Below are 20052 nucleotides of genomic sequence, written 5' to 3'. Positions count from 1 at the left end.
TATCTTGGTCATAGTTAAAGGAAAAGAACCATGAAGATAAGCATACTACTTACCCTACTTTTGATGATCATTTTACTTGGAAGATTATTCTTTCAAGCAGGTAAGATATGTCTTATCTCCGAGAAACAAATCTATCTGGACAGTTGTCTTTCTCGCAGGGCTGTGAAGCTCAGAATGAGAGGACTTTATTTGTTAAATACTGTTGCCTTACCTTGTACTCAAAAAGTGGCTCAAACAACACTTATTCAACTTCAAAATCTCAAATTAGAGGGTTAGGGTTACTCGACCTTCTTACCGACTTCGCCCGTTTTATAGTACGAAACGGGCTTTTTTATGCGCTATTTTAACAAATAAGCTCGCGCAAGAAGCAATCCATTCTCGCGCGACTTTCGATCTGATCTCGCGCGACCTTGACATGCGAAGTCGCGCTACTTCAGGTGCAACCTCGCGCGAGGTTAGGTTCAAGGTAGCGCGAGAATGGATTGTAAGTCGCGCGACCTTACAAAAAAAGCAGCCTGAAGCCCATTTTTAAGCCGCCAATTTGTCCATAAAAAGAAGCCTATACATATATTAACATTCAGATAGTACGGTTTCGTACTATCGCTTTTCGATTTTGTGGAGAATGAGCCTATTTCAGAAGTCATAAAGGGCTGCTCTGAGTCTAAAAACGGGAGTAAATAGATTAACGCTTTTTATATAATAGAACCAAATAAACAGCAAATTATTACATAATACAATCAGAATATATTCAATAAAAATACTGATTTATCGGTATCAAATACTCCAAAATAAATCTTCATCTTCTAATGCAACCAAACAAAACTGTTAAGATATAATGACAGTTTCCTACAATATATTTATGCTCAATTATTATTCGTACATTGTGTAGCAGTTAACAAGGATATCGTATTTACCGTTTTATACGACCCCATCAAATCTATAGAAGAATTGCTCTTGCATCACAGTCTAATAAGGTCTTTGGGGTCAGACAGGTCAACAACTGATTGACTGCTCGGTATATTACGATGTAAAAAGATAAAATCAAACAGACTTAACATGATCAAAATTGAAAATCAGATAAAAGAGCCATTAAAGCCTTTTACAGTGTATGTAACAAACCTAAAGGAACAAGTAGAAGTATTGCCCGGATGCCAATTATGCACCATTGCAGATGCTGTGGAAAAACAACTGGGTTTCAGACCGATCAAAGCATTTGTAGATAACAGGACTCAAGATCTCACATGGCGCTGCTTCCATTCGGTAGACATTACTTTTGTTAGCTTAAAAGAAGAAACGGGTATGCGAACATACGAACGCACTCTTTCTTTTATTGCAGCCAAAGCAATCAAAGAATTGATGCCCGGAGCTCATTTCTACATTAAACATTCACTCAGCAAAGGCTGCTTCTGCAGGATTGATTATACTCACATGATCGAACAAAACGATTTGGACAGAATAAAGTCTAAGATGTGGGAAATAATAAAGAAGGACATCCCATTCAAACTCAAAACCAAACGAACAGCAACTGTAGCAAAGATGTTTAGAGAATTGGGGTTGACGGATAAAGCCGATCTTATCGAAGGCCAAGGCGAACCTTACACATCTTACTATGAGTTAGATGGTTACCCCGACTATTTTTATGGAGGTCTTGCTCCAAGCACCGGATATATCTATCTTTTTGATATCATTCCATGGATGGAAGATGGACTTCTTATGCTAATGCCCAATAGGGAAAAGCTTGATGAACTTCAGAAGCCTATACCGCAAGTGATGATGAAAGATGTCATTCATAAACATGACAAGCTACTTGCACTGACCAATTGCAAATATGTAGGAAGCCTCAACAAAATCATTGAAGGAGAACGCCTTTCGGATCTGATTCACGTGAGTGAAGCCATGCAGGAAAAAGAGATTGCCAAGATAGCGGAAGACATTGCCAAAAGATATGCTTCAGGCACAAGAGTCGTACTTATATCCGGTCCGTCCTCCAGTGGAAAAACAACATTCTGCAAAAGGCTTCAAGTACAGCTCATTACCAACTATCTTCATCCGCACGGACTTTCTCTTGACGACTATTTTATAGATAGAGAATTTACGCCCAGGACTCCATCTGGAGACTATGATTTTGAGAACATAAAAGCAATTGATTTAAAGCTACTTGGGGAACAAATTCAACAGATACTTGCCGGTGAAGAGGTAAAACTTCCAACCTATGATTTCACAACCGGCAAAAAAATTTATCGAGGAAACACGATAAAGCTCAACGACGGTGATCTGCTTGTAATTGAAGGTATTCATGGACTTAATCCCGATCTTCTTCCAAGTATTCCGGAAGCTGCCACATACAAAATATATGTCAGTGCTCTGACCAATGTGGCTTTGGATTCACACAATCGCATCCCAAGCACAGACAACAGATTGCTCAGACGCATTGTAAGAGATTACAACTATCGAGGTTACTCCGCTTCCGAAACAATCAAAAGATGGCCCTCCGTTAGAGAAGGCGAAGAAAAGTGGGTTTTCCCATTTCAAGAAAATGCCAACGCAATGTTCAATAGTGCGATGGTCTATGAATTTGCCGCTCTAAGAGAACAAGCAGAGAATATTTTGAGACAAGTACCAAAGGCTGTACCGGAATTTTCTGAAGCACAAAGACTGTTGCAATTCCTTTCATATTTCAAATTTGTTCCTAAAAGCGAATTACCAAGCGTATCTTTGTTGCGTGAATTCCTTGGTGGAAGTTCATTCCATTATTAATTGTAAGAAAAGAATCCTTTATGAACGACTGGAAAAGCAGACTTGGGATTGTCTACAGCACCAACAATGATCATGAGTATGAATATGAAGATACTCCACAAGAAGAGACACTCCCAAAAGAAAAGCAAAATCTACGAATCAAACTTGACAAGAAACAAAGAAAAGGGAAAGAGGTTACCCTGATCGATGGGTTTATTGGAAGGGACGAAGACTGCTCCAACCTTGGCAAAATGCTCAAACAAAGATGCGGTGTAGGAGGAACTGTCAAAGAAGGGATCATACTGATACAGGGAGATCACCGAAGCAGAGTCAAGGAATTACTCGTTAATGAGGGGTATATAAAAACAAGAATCATATAATATTATGTGAATCAAACCTTTATAAAATAGTTTTTAAGAAGAAGCCCAATCATAGAATTATAGAATGTTTTATGGTTGGGCTTCTTTTTTCATAAACTCAGAATAGATTCTGATAGCAACCTAATAAATCTAAAATCAAGGCTGTTGCAAGAATAAATCGAGACAGCTTACAAGCCTATGGGAATTACTTCTAAAACACTGACAATCAACCAAGAATAGATCCAAATAGTTTTTTTGACACAAAAAACGATATCTTCTTATACATATTATTCTTGATAGGTGCACTAAAAGCAGTAACTTTGCTAATCAATAATAGAATCAGATAAATATAATCCAATGATGGAGTACAATTTTAATGAGATCGAAGCTCGTGCCAAAGAATTGTGGCATAAGCAAAAAGTGTATAAGGTTATCGAGGATCCGGGTAAGCCAGCATACTACGTGTTGGACATGTTTCCCTATCCTTCCGGTGCCGGCTTGCATGTTGGTCACCCCTTAGGTTATATAGCAAGTGATATTTTTGCTCGTTATAAAAGACTAAAAGGTTTTAATGTACTTCACCCAATGGGATATGATGCTTTTGGACTTCCGGCAGAGCAATATGCCATCCAAACAGGACAACACCCTGAAGTTACAACCGAAACAAACATTGCTCGATACAGAGAGCAGCTTGATAAAATAGGCTTTAGCTACGATTGGGATCGAGAAATAAGAACTGCAGATCCTAAATACTACCATTGGACACAATGGGTATTTATTCGTTTGTTTGAGCATTATTACGACAAAAAAGTCAATAAAGCTATGCCCATCGCAAACTTGTGTGAGCACTTCAAGAAGCATGGCACCGACAACATCGATGCAGCATGTGGCGAAGAGATGAAATTCTCCTGCGATGAATGGAACAAGATGTCCGAGAAGGAACAATCAGATGTATTGATGAATTATCGATTGGCGTTCCTTGGCGAAAGCATGGTCAATTGGTGTCCCAAATTGGGTACGGTGTTGGCAAATGATGAAGTCAGTGAAGGACTAAGTGTAAGAGGGGGATTCCCTGTCGAACAACGAAAAATGAGACAATGGTGTCTCAGAGTGTCCGCCTACGCAGAAAGGCTGCTCAAAGATCTTGATGACATCCAATGGACAGAGGCCTTGAAGGATACTCAGAGAAATTGGATCGGAAAATCTGAAGGAGCAGAACTCAATTTCAAGGTAAAAGGAAGCGACCTTAGCTTTACCGTATTTACAACTCGCATAGACACCATCTTTGGGGTTAGCTTTGTCGTGTTGGCACCCGAAAGTGAACTTGTACAAAAAGTAACGACGAAAGATTGTCAAGAAAAGGTGCAAGTCTACCTTGATGCAACCAAACGTCGAACAGAAAGAGAGCGCATCTCCGACCGTTCTGTTTCCGGAGTATTTACGGGAGCTTATGCAATCAATCCAATCACCGGACAAGAAGTTCCTATTTGGATTTCTGATTATGTCCTTGCAGGATATGGTACAGGTGCGATCATGGCTGTGCCTGCGCATGATTCGAGAGACTTTGCCTTTGCCAAACATTTCGATCTACCAATCACACAAGTAGTGCTACCTCACGGAGAAGAGCCGTCTGATCCGGCTAATTGGGAAGATTCAAAAGACAGCAAAGAGGGCACATTGATCAATTCAGACTTCTTAAATGGTTTGGAGGTCAAAGATGCCATCAAAAAAGCAAAAGATATAGCTAAAGAGAAAGGTATTGGACGAGTAAAGGTTAATTACAGACTCCGAGATGCCATCTTCAGCAGACAAAGATACTGGGGCGAGCCATTCCCAATCTATTACAAAAATGGCATACCATATACACTTGAAGATGACCAACTTCCGCTTAAACTCCCGGCGATAGATAAATTCCTTCCCACCGAAAGTGGAGAGCCGCCATTGGGAAGAGCAGAAAATTGGTGCACAGCAGAAGGTTATCCTTATGAACTCAATACAATGCCCGGATTTGCCGGAAGTAGTGCATATTATTTGAGATATATGGATCCTCACAATGACAAGGCTTTGGTAGCGAAAGACAAGAACGCCTATTGGAAGCAGGTAGACCTCTATGTTGGTGGTACCGAACATGCTACCGGACACTTGATTTATAGTCGCTTCTGGAACAAGTTCTTATACGACCTTGGCTTGATTTGTGAAAGCGAACCCTTCGCCAAGTTGGTCAACCAAGGCATGATCCAAGGTAGATCCAACTTTGTATACAGAGTCAAAGACACCAATACTTTTGTAAGCCACAATCTCAAAGACCAATATGAGGTAAGTCCTATCCATGTTGACATCAATATTGTGCACAACGACGTCTTAGACACAGAAGCGTTTAGGAAGTGGAGACCTGATTTCAATGATGCCGAATTTATCTTGGAAGATGGCAAATACATATGTGGATGGGCTGTAGAGAAGATGTCAAAATCCATGTTTAATGTCGTTAATCCGGATGACATCATTGCCAACTATGGTGCTGACACGCTCCGCCTTTATGAAATGTTCCTTGGGCCTTTGGAGCAAAGCAAGCCATGGGATACCAATGGTATAGATGGTGTATTCAGATTCCTCAAGAAATTCTGGGCTCTTTATAAGGATGACAATGGACTTAAGGTAACCAATAGCAAGGCCAAAGACGAAGAGGTTAAGCAACTTCACAAGCTCATCAAGAAGATTGGTGAAGAGATCGAAAGCTTCTCCTTCAACACTTGTGTACCCGGATTTATGATTATGGTCAATGATTTGACCAAATCAAAGTGTACATCCAAAGAGATTCTAAAAACACTTCTCGTACTACTCTCACCTTTTGCCCCACACATTACGGAGATTCTCTGGCAAGAATTGAGAGATGAAAATGATCCCGAATCTATCATCTTGGCTGAATGGCCGGAATACGATCCAAACAAGTTGATTGAAAAGAGTGTAAGATATCCTGTCAGTTTTAATGGAAAAGTAAGATTCAACATTGAGCTTCCTGCCGACATGGACAAATCTGAAATAGAAAAAGTTGCTCTTAATCACGAGAATGCAGCCAAATGGATGGAAGGCAAAACTCCCAAGAAGGTCATTGTCGTACCAGGTAAAATTATCAATATCGTAATCTGATCCACAGCTAATGACAAATGAGATATTGTCACTGTCACGATAGATGACAAAAACAATATTGAATAGAAAACGAATTACAAAACTAAATGATAAATAATAATGACAGCAGAAAAAACTCCGGTCGTTAAAAGGAAGAAATCAACAATGCTCTTGCTTCGCGACCTACTATTCATTTTCCTCGGTGTTGCTTCGTATACCGTAGGATGGACAGCTTTTATCTTGTCCCAAGATGTGACATCCGGAGGTCTGGCCGGGATTACGACCATCATCCAGATTGCCACTAACATTCCGGCAACGATTCCTTACAACCTCATTAACGTAGGACTTCTTGTCATATCACTAATTTTCTTGGGATGGAAGTTTTCTCTCAAAACTATCATCGGCGTATTGATGCTTGCCGTAACTATCCCGGTAGGTCAAGCTTTATTTACCCCTACAGACACAACGCGCGGTTTAGAAATCTACAACAATCTACCCGGATTTATCAGAGATTCGGTTCACAACATAGGACCTATGCTCCAAAATGAGCCTTTCGTAGCTCTTATCATCGGTTCTATCCTTTGTGGATTAGGATTGGGATTTGTATTCTCCGTAAATGGGTCTACAGGTGGTACTGACGTCGTAGTTGCCATTATAAACAAATACAAAAATGTCAGCTTAGGTCGTGCCATGATTATGGTAGACAGCTGTATTATCACTACAGGTTGCTTGGTCAGCCACTATATGGGACCACAATTTCCATGGCCGGTAGCACTTGGTAAACTTGCCTTCTCTGTAGTAGAAATCGTGGTGGTGGCACAGACGCTTGACTTCTTTATGAACAGCAACAGACAGTCTGTACAATTCTTCATCTTTAGTCTCAAGTATGAAGAAATAAACGAAGCCATCACAAAACGCCTGGGACGTGGATGTACCATATTGAATGCCGAAGGGGGATATTCTCGCAAACCGGCAAAAGTGTTGATGGTCATTGCTCGCAAAAACATGAGTGTACCTATCTACAGAATTATCAATAAGATTGACCCCAAAGCTTTTGTTTCTGAAGGCAGGGTCAGAGGTGTCTACGGAGAGGGATTTGACGCTTTAGATAAGAAATAAGTACCTATATACTTCAGCTTTGAAGCTGAAAAGAACCAACATAAGCTGTGTCAATCATCTATTGGCACAGCTTTTTTATCTCAAAAAACATTACTTTAGCCACTACTAATTCAAGCCTAATATGAAAAGAATCCATACTTTAATAGCCATACTTTTTGCCATGACGTTGGCCCCATTTGTTGCCGGCGCCATAACAAACAACAATTGCAAAAACATAAATAAAGCCAAACAAATATATAATCCTCAAGAGGTCAAAAAAAGACATCATGAGGCCATACTTCTCGTCACCTTCGGGAGTACTCACAAAGAGGCGCACGAAACATTTAGAAAGATCAGATCATACTTTGCTAAAGCATTCCCCGACAAAGACATCTATATGGCATTTACGTCAACAATCTGCATCAAACGATGGGCAGACAAAACGGGGCAAAAATATGAGACTCCCGATATGTGTCTTAGCAAAATAGCTCGGGAAGATTATAATAAGATATATGTACAATCACTACACATAATCCCGGGGTATGAATATTCGTTGATAGTAAACAGATATGTGCCTCAGTTCAAAAAAGATTATCCCCAAATACCGATATTGGTAAGTGAACCTTTATTGTCGGATAATAAGGATATTCAAACGGTAGGAGACATCCTCTACAATCAATACAAACATAAACTTCAAAGAGGAGAATATCTTGTACTGATGGGACATGGCAACGACACCAACGATTATCCTCATGCAAACAGCAAGTACGATCAACTCAATGAGTATCTACAAACACTCAACAAAGGAATTATGATTGGTACCGTCGACTACACAAAATTACTTTTCTCTTCCGTGCTGCAATACTTGGAGATGACTGCCAACAAAGGAGCTGCCATCAATCTTGCACCCCTAATGAGTATAGCCGGCGATCACGCAAAAAATGACATGGCGGGCAATTATATTCCAGGCAAGCCAATTGAAGAGCAAAGTTGGGCTGTACAACTCAAAAAGAGAGGTTACAAAACTCATTGCATTCTGGAAGGTCTTGCAGAAAACGAACAAATTATTCAAGTCTGGATCAATCACCTTAAAGATAAGATGTAACTAACCCTTCTAATAAGGATTCCGAAGGGCATACAATAAAACTCCGAATTTTGGTTGCTAAGACTGAGTCCTGATATTTAAGTCAAACAATCGTCAAATTTCCTCATATACATTATGTATTATTATTAAATTTGCGTCGAAGAAACAATATAATTCACGGTTTATATAATAGCTTAATAATGTATTTTGAAGGATTATTAATAGGTCTTATCACATTCCTGATCATTGGATTGTTCCATCCAATTGTAGTAAAAATGGAATACTACTATGGCACTAAGTCTTGGTGGATCTTTTTAATTCTGGGGCTCATCACTTTGGGGATTTCTGTTATGATTCGATCCACCTTGATTTCCGCCATCTTAGGGGTCTTCTCTTTTTCATCCTTTTGGACTATCAAAGAGATTTTCGATCAAGAGAAACGAGTTGAAAAGGGGTGGTTCCCAAGAAATCCCAAAAGAACATACCCCTTTGACAAGAAAGATAATTTGAAGTAAAAGCAGCTTATTCGAATATGCGTTTAGAAGACCTCAAAAAGCTAAACCATACTCACCTGTATATCAAACAGATATATCTTTGATAAAATTTTTCTTCATTTTCCTTTGGTGATTTAAATTCTTTGTATACCTTTGTGCTCCCTTTTTGAGGGATAAGTATAATGAAAGCTACTCATTTGATGTAGTTTATGAATTGTTGTATCGCCTTCATCTTTAGATAGTGAAGACTTTTGCACAATCTGCGCGATCTTTGTTTTTCAGATGCTCTACTATTTTGCAAATAACTTATTACTACTCTTTATTAGATGATTGGTAGATTTCTTGTTTGATATTGATTGTTTTATACTATTTGTGAGATCGGCAGATTAAGTTTCTCATTCTTAAGTACGACTTGAGTCAGACTCAAAGTCGGATTTAAGATGGGCAAACGGCATTTCGAAGACAAAGGATTGTACTAAAATGAATTTATTGAGTAAAGATAGAGATTTAGTGATTAGTAGTTAGGTGGAGCTTTATGCTCATAGGATGTTTCATAATAGATGAATGTTTTTTCATCGAGTTATGAAACACCTAAAAAGGGGCTGTGTCAATCAATTGATACAGCCCCTTTTGCACTAAAAACAGGTATTACAATACGCTCTCTGAATTAGTATCGGGTTTTCTTTTTTTGGATACATAAATGAAGTATCCGACAAGTGCTATAAATGCCACCAATATGACCGACAACTCCTTGATATGCTCCAAAGGCTGCACCCAAAACTCGTTAAAAAAGTTGACTCTTCCCAATATCTCTACCGGTGTCCAAAAGACAATAACCGTAGCTATAGACATTCTAATATTGGCGCCCCAGGATGATAAACGAAGTTGCTTGGCAAAGATGAAAAATGAAGCTATAAAACAGATAATTCCAACAGCAAAAGTGATGGGGCTATGGTCTCCTATAAAGCGAGGATCATAACAAAACATCAATAAAAGATAGCTTGTCCAAAGAATCATATTAAGCTCCATAAATGTCACAATGCTGGTATGACGTGTCATAGGTCGTGCCACGATACGAGGTTTTTTATCTCTGAAGAAAAACTTTTGCAACCAATTAAGAAAATCACACCCTGTACGGACACTAAAAATATATAACATCATAAACATCATCCAAAATCCAAATGTTGCAGGAAGGATTAAATATTCGGGCTTAGTCACAATCTCTCCATTGACAATCTCCGGTAAAGTACCATAGCGATTGGCATAATATTGGAATAGAAACTCAACCCATCCGGTCCAAAACAACAGTCCCCCAAAAAATCCCCAAAGGGTCTGCTTGGTATCGGTAGATGCAAAAACTCCTATTACCACCATTACGAAACCCAGAAATCCGAGCAAAAAAGCAAGGGTAGGCAACAAAGAATGAGGCAATAACTTTTCCATCAAGATCATGGCCGCATGACCAAGTGGCATTGTACATAAGACAATCAAAAAAGAGGCAATGGACTTCCACCACTGCAATTTAGGTTTTGTACTCATAGCTAATAATGTTGGATTTAAATTCGATGCAAATATATAACGAAGCACACAATGATTAAATACCTAAATATTAGTATATTTTCGTACCAATCAATAAATACTTAAGGCTATAACGTATTATAATAGACAAGAGGAGAAGAGATGCCTCTATTCATCATAGTTTCAACGAAGTCCAAAGCAACTTTTAGGTTGAGCAATATGAGCATAAAAAATTAGGGAGCACCATAAGTATGATGCTCCCTAATAAGTAGCCGTTAGATTGTAAACAATATCTACTATTCAATAATCCAAAGAATGGATTACCACAAAAAGACTCAGATTTTGTTTACAACAGAAGAATTATCAGCAAAAACAATCTTCACGATATAGATGTTACCTTGTGAAGGTACAGGCAATATAGCAACATTATTATTTACGGACTCCAAGGCTACCTCCATATTTCCGGCCATACCATACATATGTACAGATCTAATTTCCTTGTTTGCACTGATAACAATATCTTCTGCGTTGCGAACTACAGAAACCTTAGCATCTGAAATTGATTCAGAAGAGGTAGGATAAACCTCCGGATAAGAAGTCTCATCTGTTATATCATCTCCGTAAGCAAATGGCCATGAAGCGAGTTGATAACTTTCTGCAGATCCTGCATATACATGAAGTTGCACGTTAGGGAAGATAGTCTCCGCAAACGCCTGCTCCAAAAGTTTTGGAGCTTTCTTAGGCCATGCATAAATGTCACTAAGACCGGTACAACCATAGAAGGCTCTGGCTCCAACAAATTGTAGAGATTCAGGAATATATACTTTCTTCAAATTTGTATTATTCATTGCCACCATATCTGCAATCATTATAGTACCGGGAGCAACTACCAAAGAATCCACTTCTGATTTAGTAGGCATGGCCAACAAAGCAAGACCTTTATCCTCTTTCAATTTGACATATATATTGCCAAGGATAGAGAAATACTTATCATTACCTGCAAAATCAAACTTAGTCATACCATTATTGGCCAAAGCAGCAATACCAAGACCGGCAAGACCGTCAGGAATTTTGATTCCTTTGACATTCATACACTCATAAAATGCCATGGGTCTGATGGTATTTACAGATGAAGGAACTTCAAACATCTCTGAAGTGTAAGTTTGAGGACACTCATAAAGCACCGTTTTATCTTTTGAATACAACACGCCTTTATCTGCAACAAAATGCTCATTGCCCTCATCCACAGTATAACCTGCAAAATCCGGAGTCCTCACAAATAACTTATCACCAATCTTTTCTACAGAGGCAGGGATATTAAGATTTTCAAGTGAAGTACATCTCATGAAAACACTATCTCCCAATATTTTTACTGTATTAGGAATCGTCACACTGGTTAGATTCTCACAGTGATAAAAGGCCTTTGTACCAATAGAATCGGGCTGACCGAGCTTAATCGAAAGAAGATTGGTGCAATTACCGAAAGCAAAATCTTCTATTACCTTAACAGAGGCCGGGATATCAAGTTTCTTCAAGGCTGCACAAGAAGAGAATGATCCATAGGAAAGTCTCTTCAAACTTGTAGGAAGGGTGACCTTTGCCAGATTATCACAAAAGGTAAAGACGCTACGACCAATAGAGTCTACACTATTAGGAAAAGCGATCTCCTTTATTTGAATACACTCTGTGAAAGCTAAATCACAAACAGTCTTCAAATGCGAACCCTCTTCAAAAACAATATCAGTAAGAGACTGGCAATAACCAAATGCAGACTTCTCAATTCTCTCAACAGACTTAGGAATAGTAACTTTAGTCACTCCAGAGTAAAAGAATGCACCTTCTCCAATTTCTTTGACATTTGATGGAATAGTGTACTCTCCTGAGATAAAAGAGCACTCTGTCAAGACTCCGTTTTCATCAACCTTTTGTGCATTAGCTGCAAAAACAGATGCAAGCAAAGAGGCAATACATAGTAGTTTAAATCTCATAGTAATACTTATTAATTATGTTGTTAATATTCATTCCGTGAATCATGGATAGAGATGTTCTCACAATACTCGAAACACATCTAACTAATTTTATTGGAGATCATTCGTTTTCAATTCGTATAAAATCAATAAATACTTGCAATAACCACAAAAACATCATGTGCAATTCATCGCATAAAAGAAATACATTTTTATACAAATCAGAGTAACCAAAAGGCGCTCCATCTCCCATTTCTAAAGCAAAGGTAATCTTTCTGATTATAGAAACAAACTCCTTACAAAAGATATATTACTAAGCAAATAGACATATAACCACAAGTATTTTGACAAATCGTTCATAGCAATACGAGAAACACTAAACAGTCAAAACTACAAGGTGTACAATATCAACAGATTATATTTAGCACAAAACTTGTGATAAATAATCTCAATAAATAAAAGAGGCACTTTAGAAAAACACTCAAGGCAAGAAAAAGCAGCATCATAATAGATAGAATTTTACACTTACAGCTCTTAGCTCACATCGTATCTTTCAAAAGATAAATTGGAATAGACAAAGGTTTATTGCATCTTATAGACACCATAAAATCAGGAAAAGGCCATGGATATAATCATCTTACTTTGCATACTCTTGATTTTAATGTTTCTTGGAGGTTCATTCTTTCAAGATGGTAAGATGTACCTTGGTGATATAATGAGAAATACAGTCACGACAATCATCATAAACAAACTCACCAAGAGTCCATTATAGCTGATTGAAATAATCACAAATAGAAATCTTTATCTATTAAATATCATTACTACATCTACTCAAAAAGGAGCTAAAACAACTCTTTCTTCTACTAAAATACTGACATTCCCGGGTTAGGGAGTTCGGAACCTATACTCACCACAAATAATCAGTTAAAGACAGACCTTTGCTCTGTGCAAAACACATATTATTGATAATCAGAATCAATTACTTCAAGTAAACTACCGTAATCCCGGCACCACCAAAGTCTACATGTTCATCCTTATAGCTATCCACATGAGGTACCCCACTCAAATAAGCTCTCACTGCCTCTCTTAGAGCCCCACTTCCTGTTCCGTGCAATATTCTCACGGTAGGCACAGACAGTTGTATAGCCTCATCAATAAAATATGACACAGCTTCTACTGCCTCATTGGCCCTATGACCTCTCAAATCAAGTTCCGGCTTAAAAGTCAACCTTTTGTTATGAATGGACTCAATAATGTTGGACTGTCTTCCAACTTGAGTATCTCTCATTTTTGAATCTTCTCTTATGACCTTTTGCTCTTCTGAGTCAGTTAAAGGATGCAACTTTGATTTAGAGATCGTTAGTTTGAGCATACCCAACGAAATCGTTGCTGTCTTGTTGGAGATCTCCAAGACTTTACCATGTGCATTCTGTCCGTCAACCTTAACCCAATCCCCCACTTCAAATGACCTTTTCTTCTCAATCTTTTCTTTAGGCCTCTCTTGATCAGATTGGATATGAGAGGCAAGTTGCTGTTGCTTCTCCTTTCTTCTACGCTTATTCTCCTTTCGACGTCGCAATCGTTCCAATTCCCTATCATACTTATCTTCTTTGACAAGTTGCTCCTCCTCTTTACTGAGTTGAGAAAGTCTTGCTCTAAACTCTTCCAATTCTTTACGTGCCTTTAGAGTACTTTCCCTCTCGGCATTGGCCTCTTTGATATTACGGACCGTAGCCTCTATTCGACTTCTCGAATCGGCAATGATTGTTTCAGCCTCGTGTGCAGCCTCCTTCAACAAACGCTTTCGCTGAGACTGAAACTCTACCAACTGCTTAGAATACTGTTCTACAGTTTCTCTAAGCTTTTTCTCTTCAATTCGTGCCTTATTTCTTTTTTGCTCCCAGTATCTCTTATCCCTGATAATATCTTGGAGATATTTATCCATATCAGCATAGTCCTGCCCTACTATTTCTGAAGCCACACTAATAACACTTTCGGGAAGCCCGGTTTTGCGTGCAATCTCTATTGCAAAAGAAGAACCCGGTCGTCCGATAGCAAGAGAAAAAAGAGGTTTCATCAGATGCCTGTCATAAAGCATGGCTGCATTCATAAGCCCCGGAGTATCGTCGGCATACAACTTTAGATTGTGATAGTGAGTGGTTATAACGCCCCAAGACTTTGCATTGTTAAATTCACCCAGCAGAGCTTGCGCTATAGCTCCACCAATACGAGGCTCCGTACCACCTCCAAACTCATCTATCAAGAACAACATATTGGGTGAGGCTACTCTTACAAACTCTTTCATATTTCTAAGATGCGAGCTATAAGTACTCAAGTCATCTTCAATGCTTTGCTCATCCCCTATATCAATAACCAGGCTCTTAAAGATACCCATCTCCGAATCTCCCGACAAACAGGGCAACATACCACACTGCAACATATACTGCACAACCCCCACAGTCTTGAGGCAAACGCTCTTTCCCCCAGCATTAGGTCCTGATATAACCAATATCCTTCCTTCCTTTTCGTCAAGGTGAATATTTAGAGGGACAACCTCCTTATGATGCTCTTGCAATGATTTGGATAGAATAGGATGTACAGCATTGATCCAACTAAGTCTCTGATTGGCAAAGAGTTTTGGCAATCGTCCTTCAAACTTAGCGGCAAACTTGGCCTTGGCTAAGATGAAATCAAAATCGGAGATATATCCGATACCATCAATAATCTCATGACTAAAAGGTCTGATTTCATCTGTAACTGATGTGAGGATACGTATTATTTCTCTCTTCTCTTCCGCCTCAAGCTCCGAAATCCTATTACCTGCTTCAACAACCTCAGCCGGCTCGATAAAGACTGTCCGACCGGTCATGGATTCTCCTTGTACAATCCCGGGTATGGCTCTTTTGTGAGAAGGGTTGATTGGCAAAACGACTCGTCCATCCCTTACCGCCGGCATGGCATCTGCATCCATAAAACCATTCTCTTTTGCCCTTGCCATAGCTTTATTGACAAGTCTTGTCATTTGTCTTTCCAAAGAGGCCATCTCACCCCTTATAGACGCCAACTCCCTGGATGCATTATCTGCAATCCGCTTTTGTGGAGTGAAGATTGAAGCAATTCTTCTGCACAGTTTGGGCCAAGACAAACAATCACCAAAATGCTTTGATAAATAAGGCATTTGAGCATCTTCATCCTCCGAATTGTGCATTCTAACAAAGTCAACAATATCGGAGACACATCGCATGGATTGTAATATAAGCCAAAGCTCCTCTTCCAGAAGGTAAGTACCTTGAGGCCTTATTCGTCTAAGTGCATCCCTAACATCCAACTCTATGATAGATGGCATCGATTCCCCGTTCTCTATGGCCAAAAGCAATTCGGACACTTCATTCAGTTTTTGAGTCAAAAGATCATAATCACACTGAGCAAGCATCCGGTCTACCTGTTCTTTTCCCAAAGATCCGGAACAATATGTTTTCAAAAGAGATCTAATCTCATTGAAACCAATCTTAGACTCAAAAGTGGCGGGGTAAACAAATACATTATTCATATGCACAAAATAAACTAACAAATGGATATCTATCTTACATCTGACTTTAGAAACTTTATCAAGTCTACAATAAAATGTATGTAAAGACTCTTCAAACTTCCCGGTTTATCTAATTTAAAAAGCCCTAATTGATGCAACATAAGGTTATCAATCCACTTGCTAATACCATCTATCTAAAAGGTTAATAGAACAACAGAAGCCAAAGACTATATAAATCGGAAAATATCTTTGACATTAACAAAGATCATAAGACCTAACAGCAAAAAGAGCCCGATAAGCTGCGCTGAAATCAACACTTTCTCACTGACCTTTTTACCCGTTATCATCTCATACAACAAAAACATTATATGTCCTCCATCCAATGCCGGGATAGGCAAAAGATTCATCACAGCCAAGATAACACTTAAGAATGCTGTCATAAGCCAAAACGAACGCCAATTCCACATCGAAGGGAAAAGATTACCGATTGATGCAAATCCACCTAATTGATCGGCACCTTCCTTGGTAAAGACATATTTCATGTCCGAAACATATCCGGTCATCGTGCCAACACCTTGATTCACACCGGCCGGTATTGCCTCCAAAATAGAGTACTTATGAAGTTCAATAGGATAATGTTTATTAATAGGTTGAAGCAAAACGCCCATTTTACCGGCAGAGTCTATAGGTACAGAGAGATTCAATGTATCATTAGCTCTTAAAAACTGCATTTGAATTGTCTCATTCTTGTGCTCCTTGAGCAAGGCAACAGCATCCATTGCATTCTTAATATCTTTACCCTGTACAGACAACAACTGATCTCCACGCTCAAGACCCAAATTTTTGGCACTCACAGACAAAGCACTATCGACAATGTAAGGCATACTGACAGCCAAAGGAGGTTGGCCGTCACGCATAACCCTCAGCATCATATCTTTGGGCATAACTATAGTGGTATCTTTTCCATTGCGCCTTATATCAACGGTGTGAGCTTGAATAAAAGAACGATAAAAGTCACTTTTGAGGATATCTGCTTTTTCGCCATTTACAGCCAATATGACATCTCCATCTCTAAATCCTACAGCTTTTGAGGCCGGAGAAAAAACCATTCCCGATGCAACTTTATCTGAAGGAAGTCTAAACTCGCCCCATGTATAAGCCACTGCAGAATAAATCACAAGTGCCAAGATAAAATTGAAGACAACCCCGGCTACCATAATAAGAAATCGTTGCCAAGCCGGCTTAGCTCTAAACTCATAGGGTTGAGGCTCCGAAGATAGATAATTCGTATCCATCGACTCATCTATCATCCCATTGAGTTTGCAATACCCACCAAGAGGCAACCATCCAATACCCCATTCGGTCTCAGAATGCTTAGGCTTAAATTTGAATAAGGTAAAGCCCGGATTAAAGAAAACATAAAACTTATCTACCCTCACCTTAAAAAGCTTAGCCATTGAGAAGTGACCCAATTCGTGAATCACAACTAAGATTGTAAGAGAGAGCATTAGCTGAAGCAGCTTTATCAATATTACCATATTATACTTGTTCTGTTTTGTTTGCAAAGATACGATACAAGAATCAGACTAAGGAAAGTTTTTCAGTTTAACTCCTGTATGACATCGATCTGTTGTTCTGAATTTGTGAACGGATGGATAATTTGAAGAGTAAAATGGAGTTTGTATATAAAAAAAGAAAGGTCTCCAAATCCTAACCGGATCAGGAGACCTTGTATCAAGTCATACTACCTTCTGAGAATGGTAGTCACATCTCAATCTTATAGAAGTTTCTGAGAACGGCGAATGAAGTTTGCCAAAGCTTCACCCGTAAGCAAACCACCCGACAATAGAGCCAAGTCGAGCAACTGACCTATCAAATCATTGCCCTTACCATATTCCTTAAGTTTATTCGAGATCTCAGTACTGATCTTTTGGACCTCTTCACGGCGCTTAGAAAGAGATTCTTTGTCTGCTGTAGCAATCTCTTCATCCTTCTTTCCTTCTTGAGCCTTAGCCATTTTGTCAACCTCAGCTTGAGCCTCTTCTAAGGATTTACGCATCGGATCAAGAGTTGCATCGTTAGCCTGTTTTGCCTCTTTGAGGATACGATCAACCAATTCATTGTCTGTATTAAGGACAATGTTGAATGTTTCCGGAAGTTCTCCATAGAATCCCATTCCCGGTTGAAGTTTAGCCATCTCCTGCATACGCCTCATAAACTCATCCTGAGTAATAGTCACAGCATCCTGATCTTTACCTAAAGACTCAGGCACAATATTGAAATGCTTCTTCTCCATTGTAGGCAGGTGACCTTCAAAAATATTTTTGAGCATATCAACATCCTTTGCATCCAATGCAACCTGTGCTTGATCCTTCTTTTGGATAAGCATCTCGGGTGAGCTGCTATCCACTCTCACATAAGCAGTCTTTTCGTTTTTCTGTTCAAAACGACTCATACAAGGAACATCAAGCGGTCCATCCATCACCAAAACGCTATACCCCTTGTCTTTGACATTCTTAATATGAGCATATTGTTTATCCAGCGAGTTGGTATAGAGGAAGACTATTCTATCATCTTTGTCAGTCTGTTCAGATTGGATGAGTTGCTTATACTCTTCATAAGTAAAGTACTTACCTTCTGTATCCTTGAAAAGATAGAACTTCATCGCTCTATCATAAAACTTCTCATCACTTAGCATACCATAAGCAATGAAAATCTTAAGGTCTTCCCACTTCTCTTCGAATGTAGAGCGATCCTTCTTAAAGATTTCTTCCAATCTGTCAGCAACCTTCTTTGTGATATGAGATGAGATCTTCTTGACTCTTGCATCACTCTGAAGGTAACTTCTTGAAACATTCAATGGAATATCCGGACTATCGATGACTCCATGAAGAAGTGTCAAAAACTCGGGAACAATACCCTCTACCTCATCCGTTACAAAGACCTGATTGCAGTAAAGCTGAATTTTATTCTTTTGAAGTTCAAACTGATTATGAATCTTTGGGAAGTAAAGGACACCGGTAAGATTAAACGGATAGTCTACATTCAAATGAATCCAAAACAGCGGTTCGTCTGACATTGGATAAAGCTGACGATAAAAGTTTTTGTAATCTTCATCCTTCAAATCCGCCGGTTGCTTTGTCCAAAGCGGCTCAGTATCATTGATTTGATTATCCTTATCGGTATCTACATATTTACCGTCTTTCCATTCCTGTTCCTTACCAAAAATGATTGGAACATTTAAGAAATGACAATACTTTCTCAAAAGAGAATCGATCTTCTCTTTCTGAAGGAAGTCTTGACTTTCATCATCAATATGAAGCACAATATCTGTACCACGATCTGCTTTATCACAGGATTCCATTATATAATCGGGCTCGCCGGTACAACTCCAATGCACCCCTTCAGCATTGTCTTTATAGCTCTTGGTGAAGATTTCAACCTTTTTAGAAACCATAAATGCTGAATAGAAGCCTAATCCAAAATGGCCAATGATACTTGCAGCATCATCCTTGTACTTTTCAAGAAACTCTTCAGCTCCGGAAAATGCAATCTCATTGATATACTTATTCACTTCATCTTGAGTCATACCAATGCCTCGGTCAGAGACTGTGAGAGTCTTAGCTTTTGGATCAAGACTTATCCTTACAGACAAATCACCCAACTCACCCTTGGCTTCACCCTTACTGGAGAGAGTCTTGAGTTTGTTGGTTGCATCAACTGCATTCGAAACAAGCTCTCTTAAAAAAATATCATGATCACTGTAGAGAAACTTTTTAATAACGGGGAATATATTATCGCTTGTAACCCCAATACGACCTGTTTTTGCCATTGTTATTATTGTTTTAATCTTTCTTTATTATCTAAAAATCTATTGTAACTCACCTCATGTATTGCAGCTTATCTTTGAAACCGAATACCTTGATTGGGACCAAGAAAAAGAATGCTCTTACAATCATTATCACATCTCGGCACACCACAAGTAAGTTCGACTTGATTTCATACAAAAGAAGTGGATACTGTCCCAAAAAAGTGTGTAAGACCCAAGACTATTATCTTTGAAATTACAAACTAAAAAACGATAAAAAGCATGAACCTTACACAAGTACAAATTAAAGAAATTATTTCGAATTGTCTGTCA

The 20052-nt window shown here is 38.9% G+C and carries 12 protein-coding genes; 7 read left to right on the top strand and 5 right to left on the bottom strand.

The features are described 5' to 3' along the window. Positions 1-30: 30 nt before the first annotated feature. The 7 genes from ACFO3G_RS08375 to ACFO3G_RS08345 all read left to right on the top strand — a co-directional run bounded on the left by ACFO3G_RS08375 (position 31) and on the right by ACFO3G_RS08345 (position 8918). A complete protein-coding gene (locus ACFO3G_RS08375; protein WP_380079842.1) occupies positions 31-276 on the top strand; it encodes a hypothetical protein in 246 nt (81 codons plus the stop codon). 780 nt (positions 277-1056) lie between these two features. Further along, complete coding sequence (locus tag ACFO3G_RS08370; RefSeq protein WP_380079840.1) at positions 1057-2757, top strand: nucleoside kinase; 1701 nt, start codon at positions 1057-1059, stop codon at positions 2755-2757. Between the two features lie 20 nt (positions 2758-2777). Further along, entirely contained in the window at positions 2778-3116 is a 339-nt protein-coding gene (locus ACFO3G_RS08365) for a translation initiation factor (protein WP_380079839.1), read from the top strand. Between the two features lie 339 nt (positions 3117-3455). Next, the gene (leuS, locus tag ACFO3G_RS08360) at positions 3456-6242 is read left to right on the top strand and encodes a leucine--tRNA ligase (protein WP_380079858.1); all 2787 of its coding nucleotides are present in this window, start codon (positions 3456-3458) and stop codon (positions 6240-6242) included. 99 nt (positions 6243-6341) lie between these two features. Beyond that, positions 6342-7340, top strand: coding sequence for a YitT family protein (locus ACFO3G_RS08355; protein ID WP_380079837.1), 999 nt, complete (start codon positions 6342-6344; stop codon positions 7338-7340). A 121-nt stretch (positions 7341-7461) separates the two neighbouring features. Continuing rightward, positions 7462-8424, top strand: a complete 963-nt coding sequence (locus ACFO3G_RS08350; protein ID WP_380079835.1) for a sirohydrochlorin cobaltochelatase — start codon at positions 7462-7464, stop codon at positions 8422-8424. 179 nt (positions 8425-8603) lie between these two features. Further along, complete coding sequence (locus ACFO3G_RS08345; protein WP_380079833.1) at positions 8604-8918, top strand: DUF4491 family protein; 315 nt, start codon at positions 8604-8606, stop codon at positions 8916-8918. 627 nt (positions 8919-9545) lie between these two features. On the opposite strand, the gene ACFO3G_RS08340 is transcribed toward ACFO3G_RS08345, so the two are convergent. The 5 genes from ACFO3G_RS08340 to htpG all read right to left on the bottom strand — a co-directional run bounded on the left by ACFO3G_RS08340 (position 9546) and on the right by htpG (position 19743). After that, the gene (locus tag ACFO3G_RS08340) at positions 9546-10436 is read right to left on the bottom strand and encodes a hypothetical protein (RefSeq protein ID WP_380079831.1); all 891 of its coding nucleotides are present in this window, start codon (positions 10434-10436) and stop codon (positions 9546-9548) included. 314 nt (positions 10437-10750) lie between these two features. Continuing rightward, the gene (locus ACFO3G_RS08335; protein ID WP_380079829.1) at positions 10751-12403 is read right to left on the bottom strand and encodes a leucine-rich repeat domain-containing protein; all 1653 of its coding nucleotides are present in this window, start codon (positions 12401-12403) and stop codon (positions 10751-10753) included. Positions 12404-13361: 958 nt separating this feature from the next. Then, entirely contained in the window at positions 13362-15932 is a 2571-nt protein-coding gene (locus ACFO3G_RS08330; protein WP_380079827.1) for an endonuclease MutS2, read from the bottom strand. 206 nt (positions 15933-16138) lie between these two features. Further along, complete coding sequence (gene rseP, locus ACFO3G_RS08325) at positions 16139-17449, bottom strand: RIP metalloprotease RseP (RefSeq protein WP_380079825.1); 1311 nt, start codon at positions 17447-17449, stop codon at positions 16139-16141. Positions 17450-17688: 239 nt separating this feature from the next. Further along, complete coding sequence (gene htpG / locus ACFO3G_RS08320) at positions 17689-19743, bottom strand: molecular chaperone HtpG (protein ID WP_380079823.1); 2055 nt, start codon at positions 19741-19743, stop codon at positions 17689-17691. Positions 19744-20052 lie beyond the last annotated feature (309 nt).

This window comes from Falsiporphyromonas endometrii (assembly GCF_042654485.1).
GTDB classification, from domain to species: domain Bacteria; phylum Bacteroidota; class Bacteroidia; order Bacteroidales; family Porphyromonadaceae; genus Porphyromonas; species Porphyromonas endometrii.
This window is presented reverse-complemented; position numbering and strand designations above follow the sequence as displayed.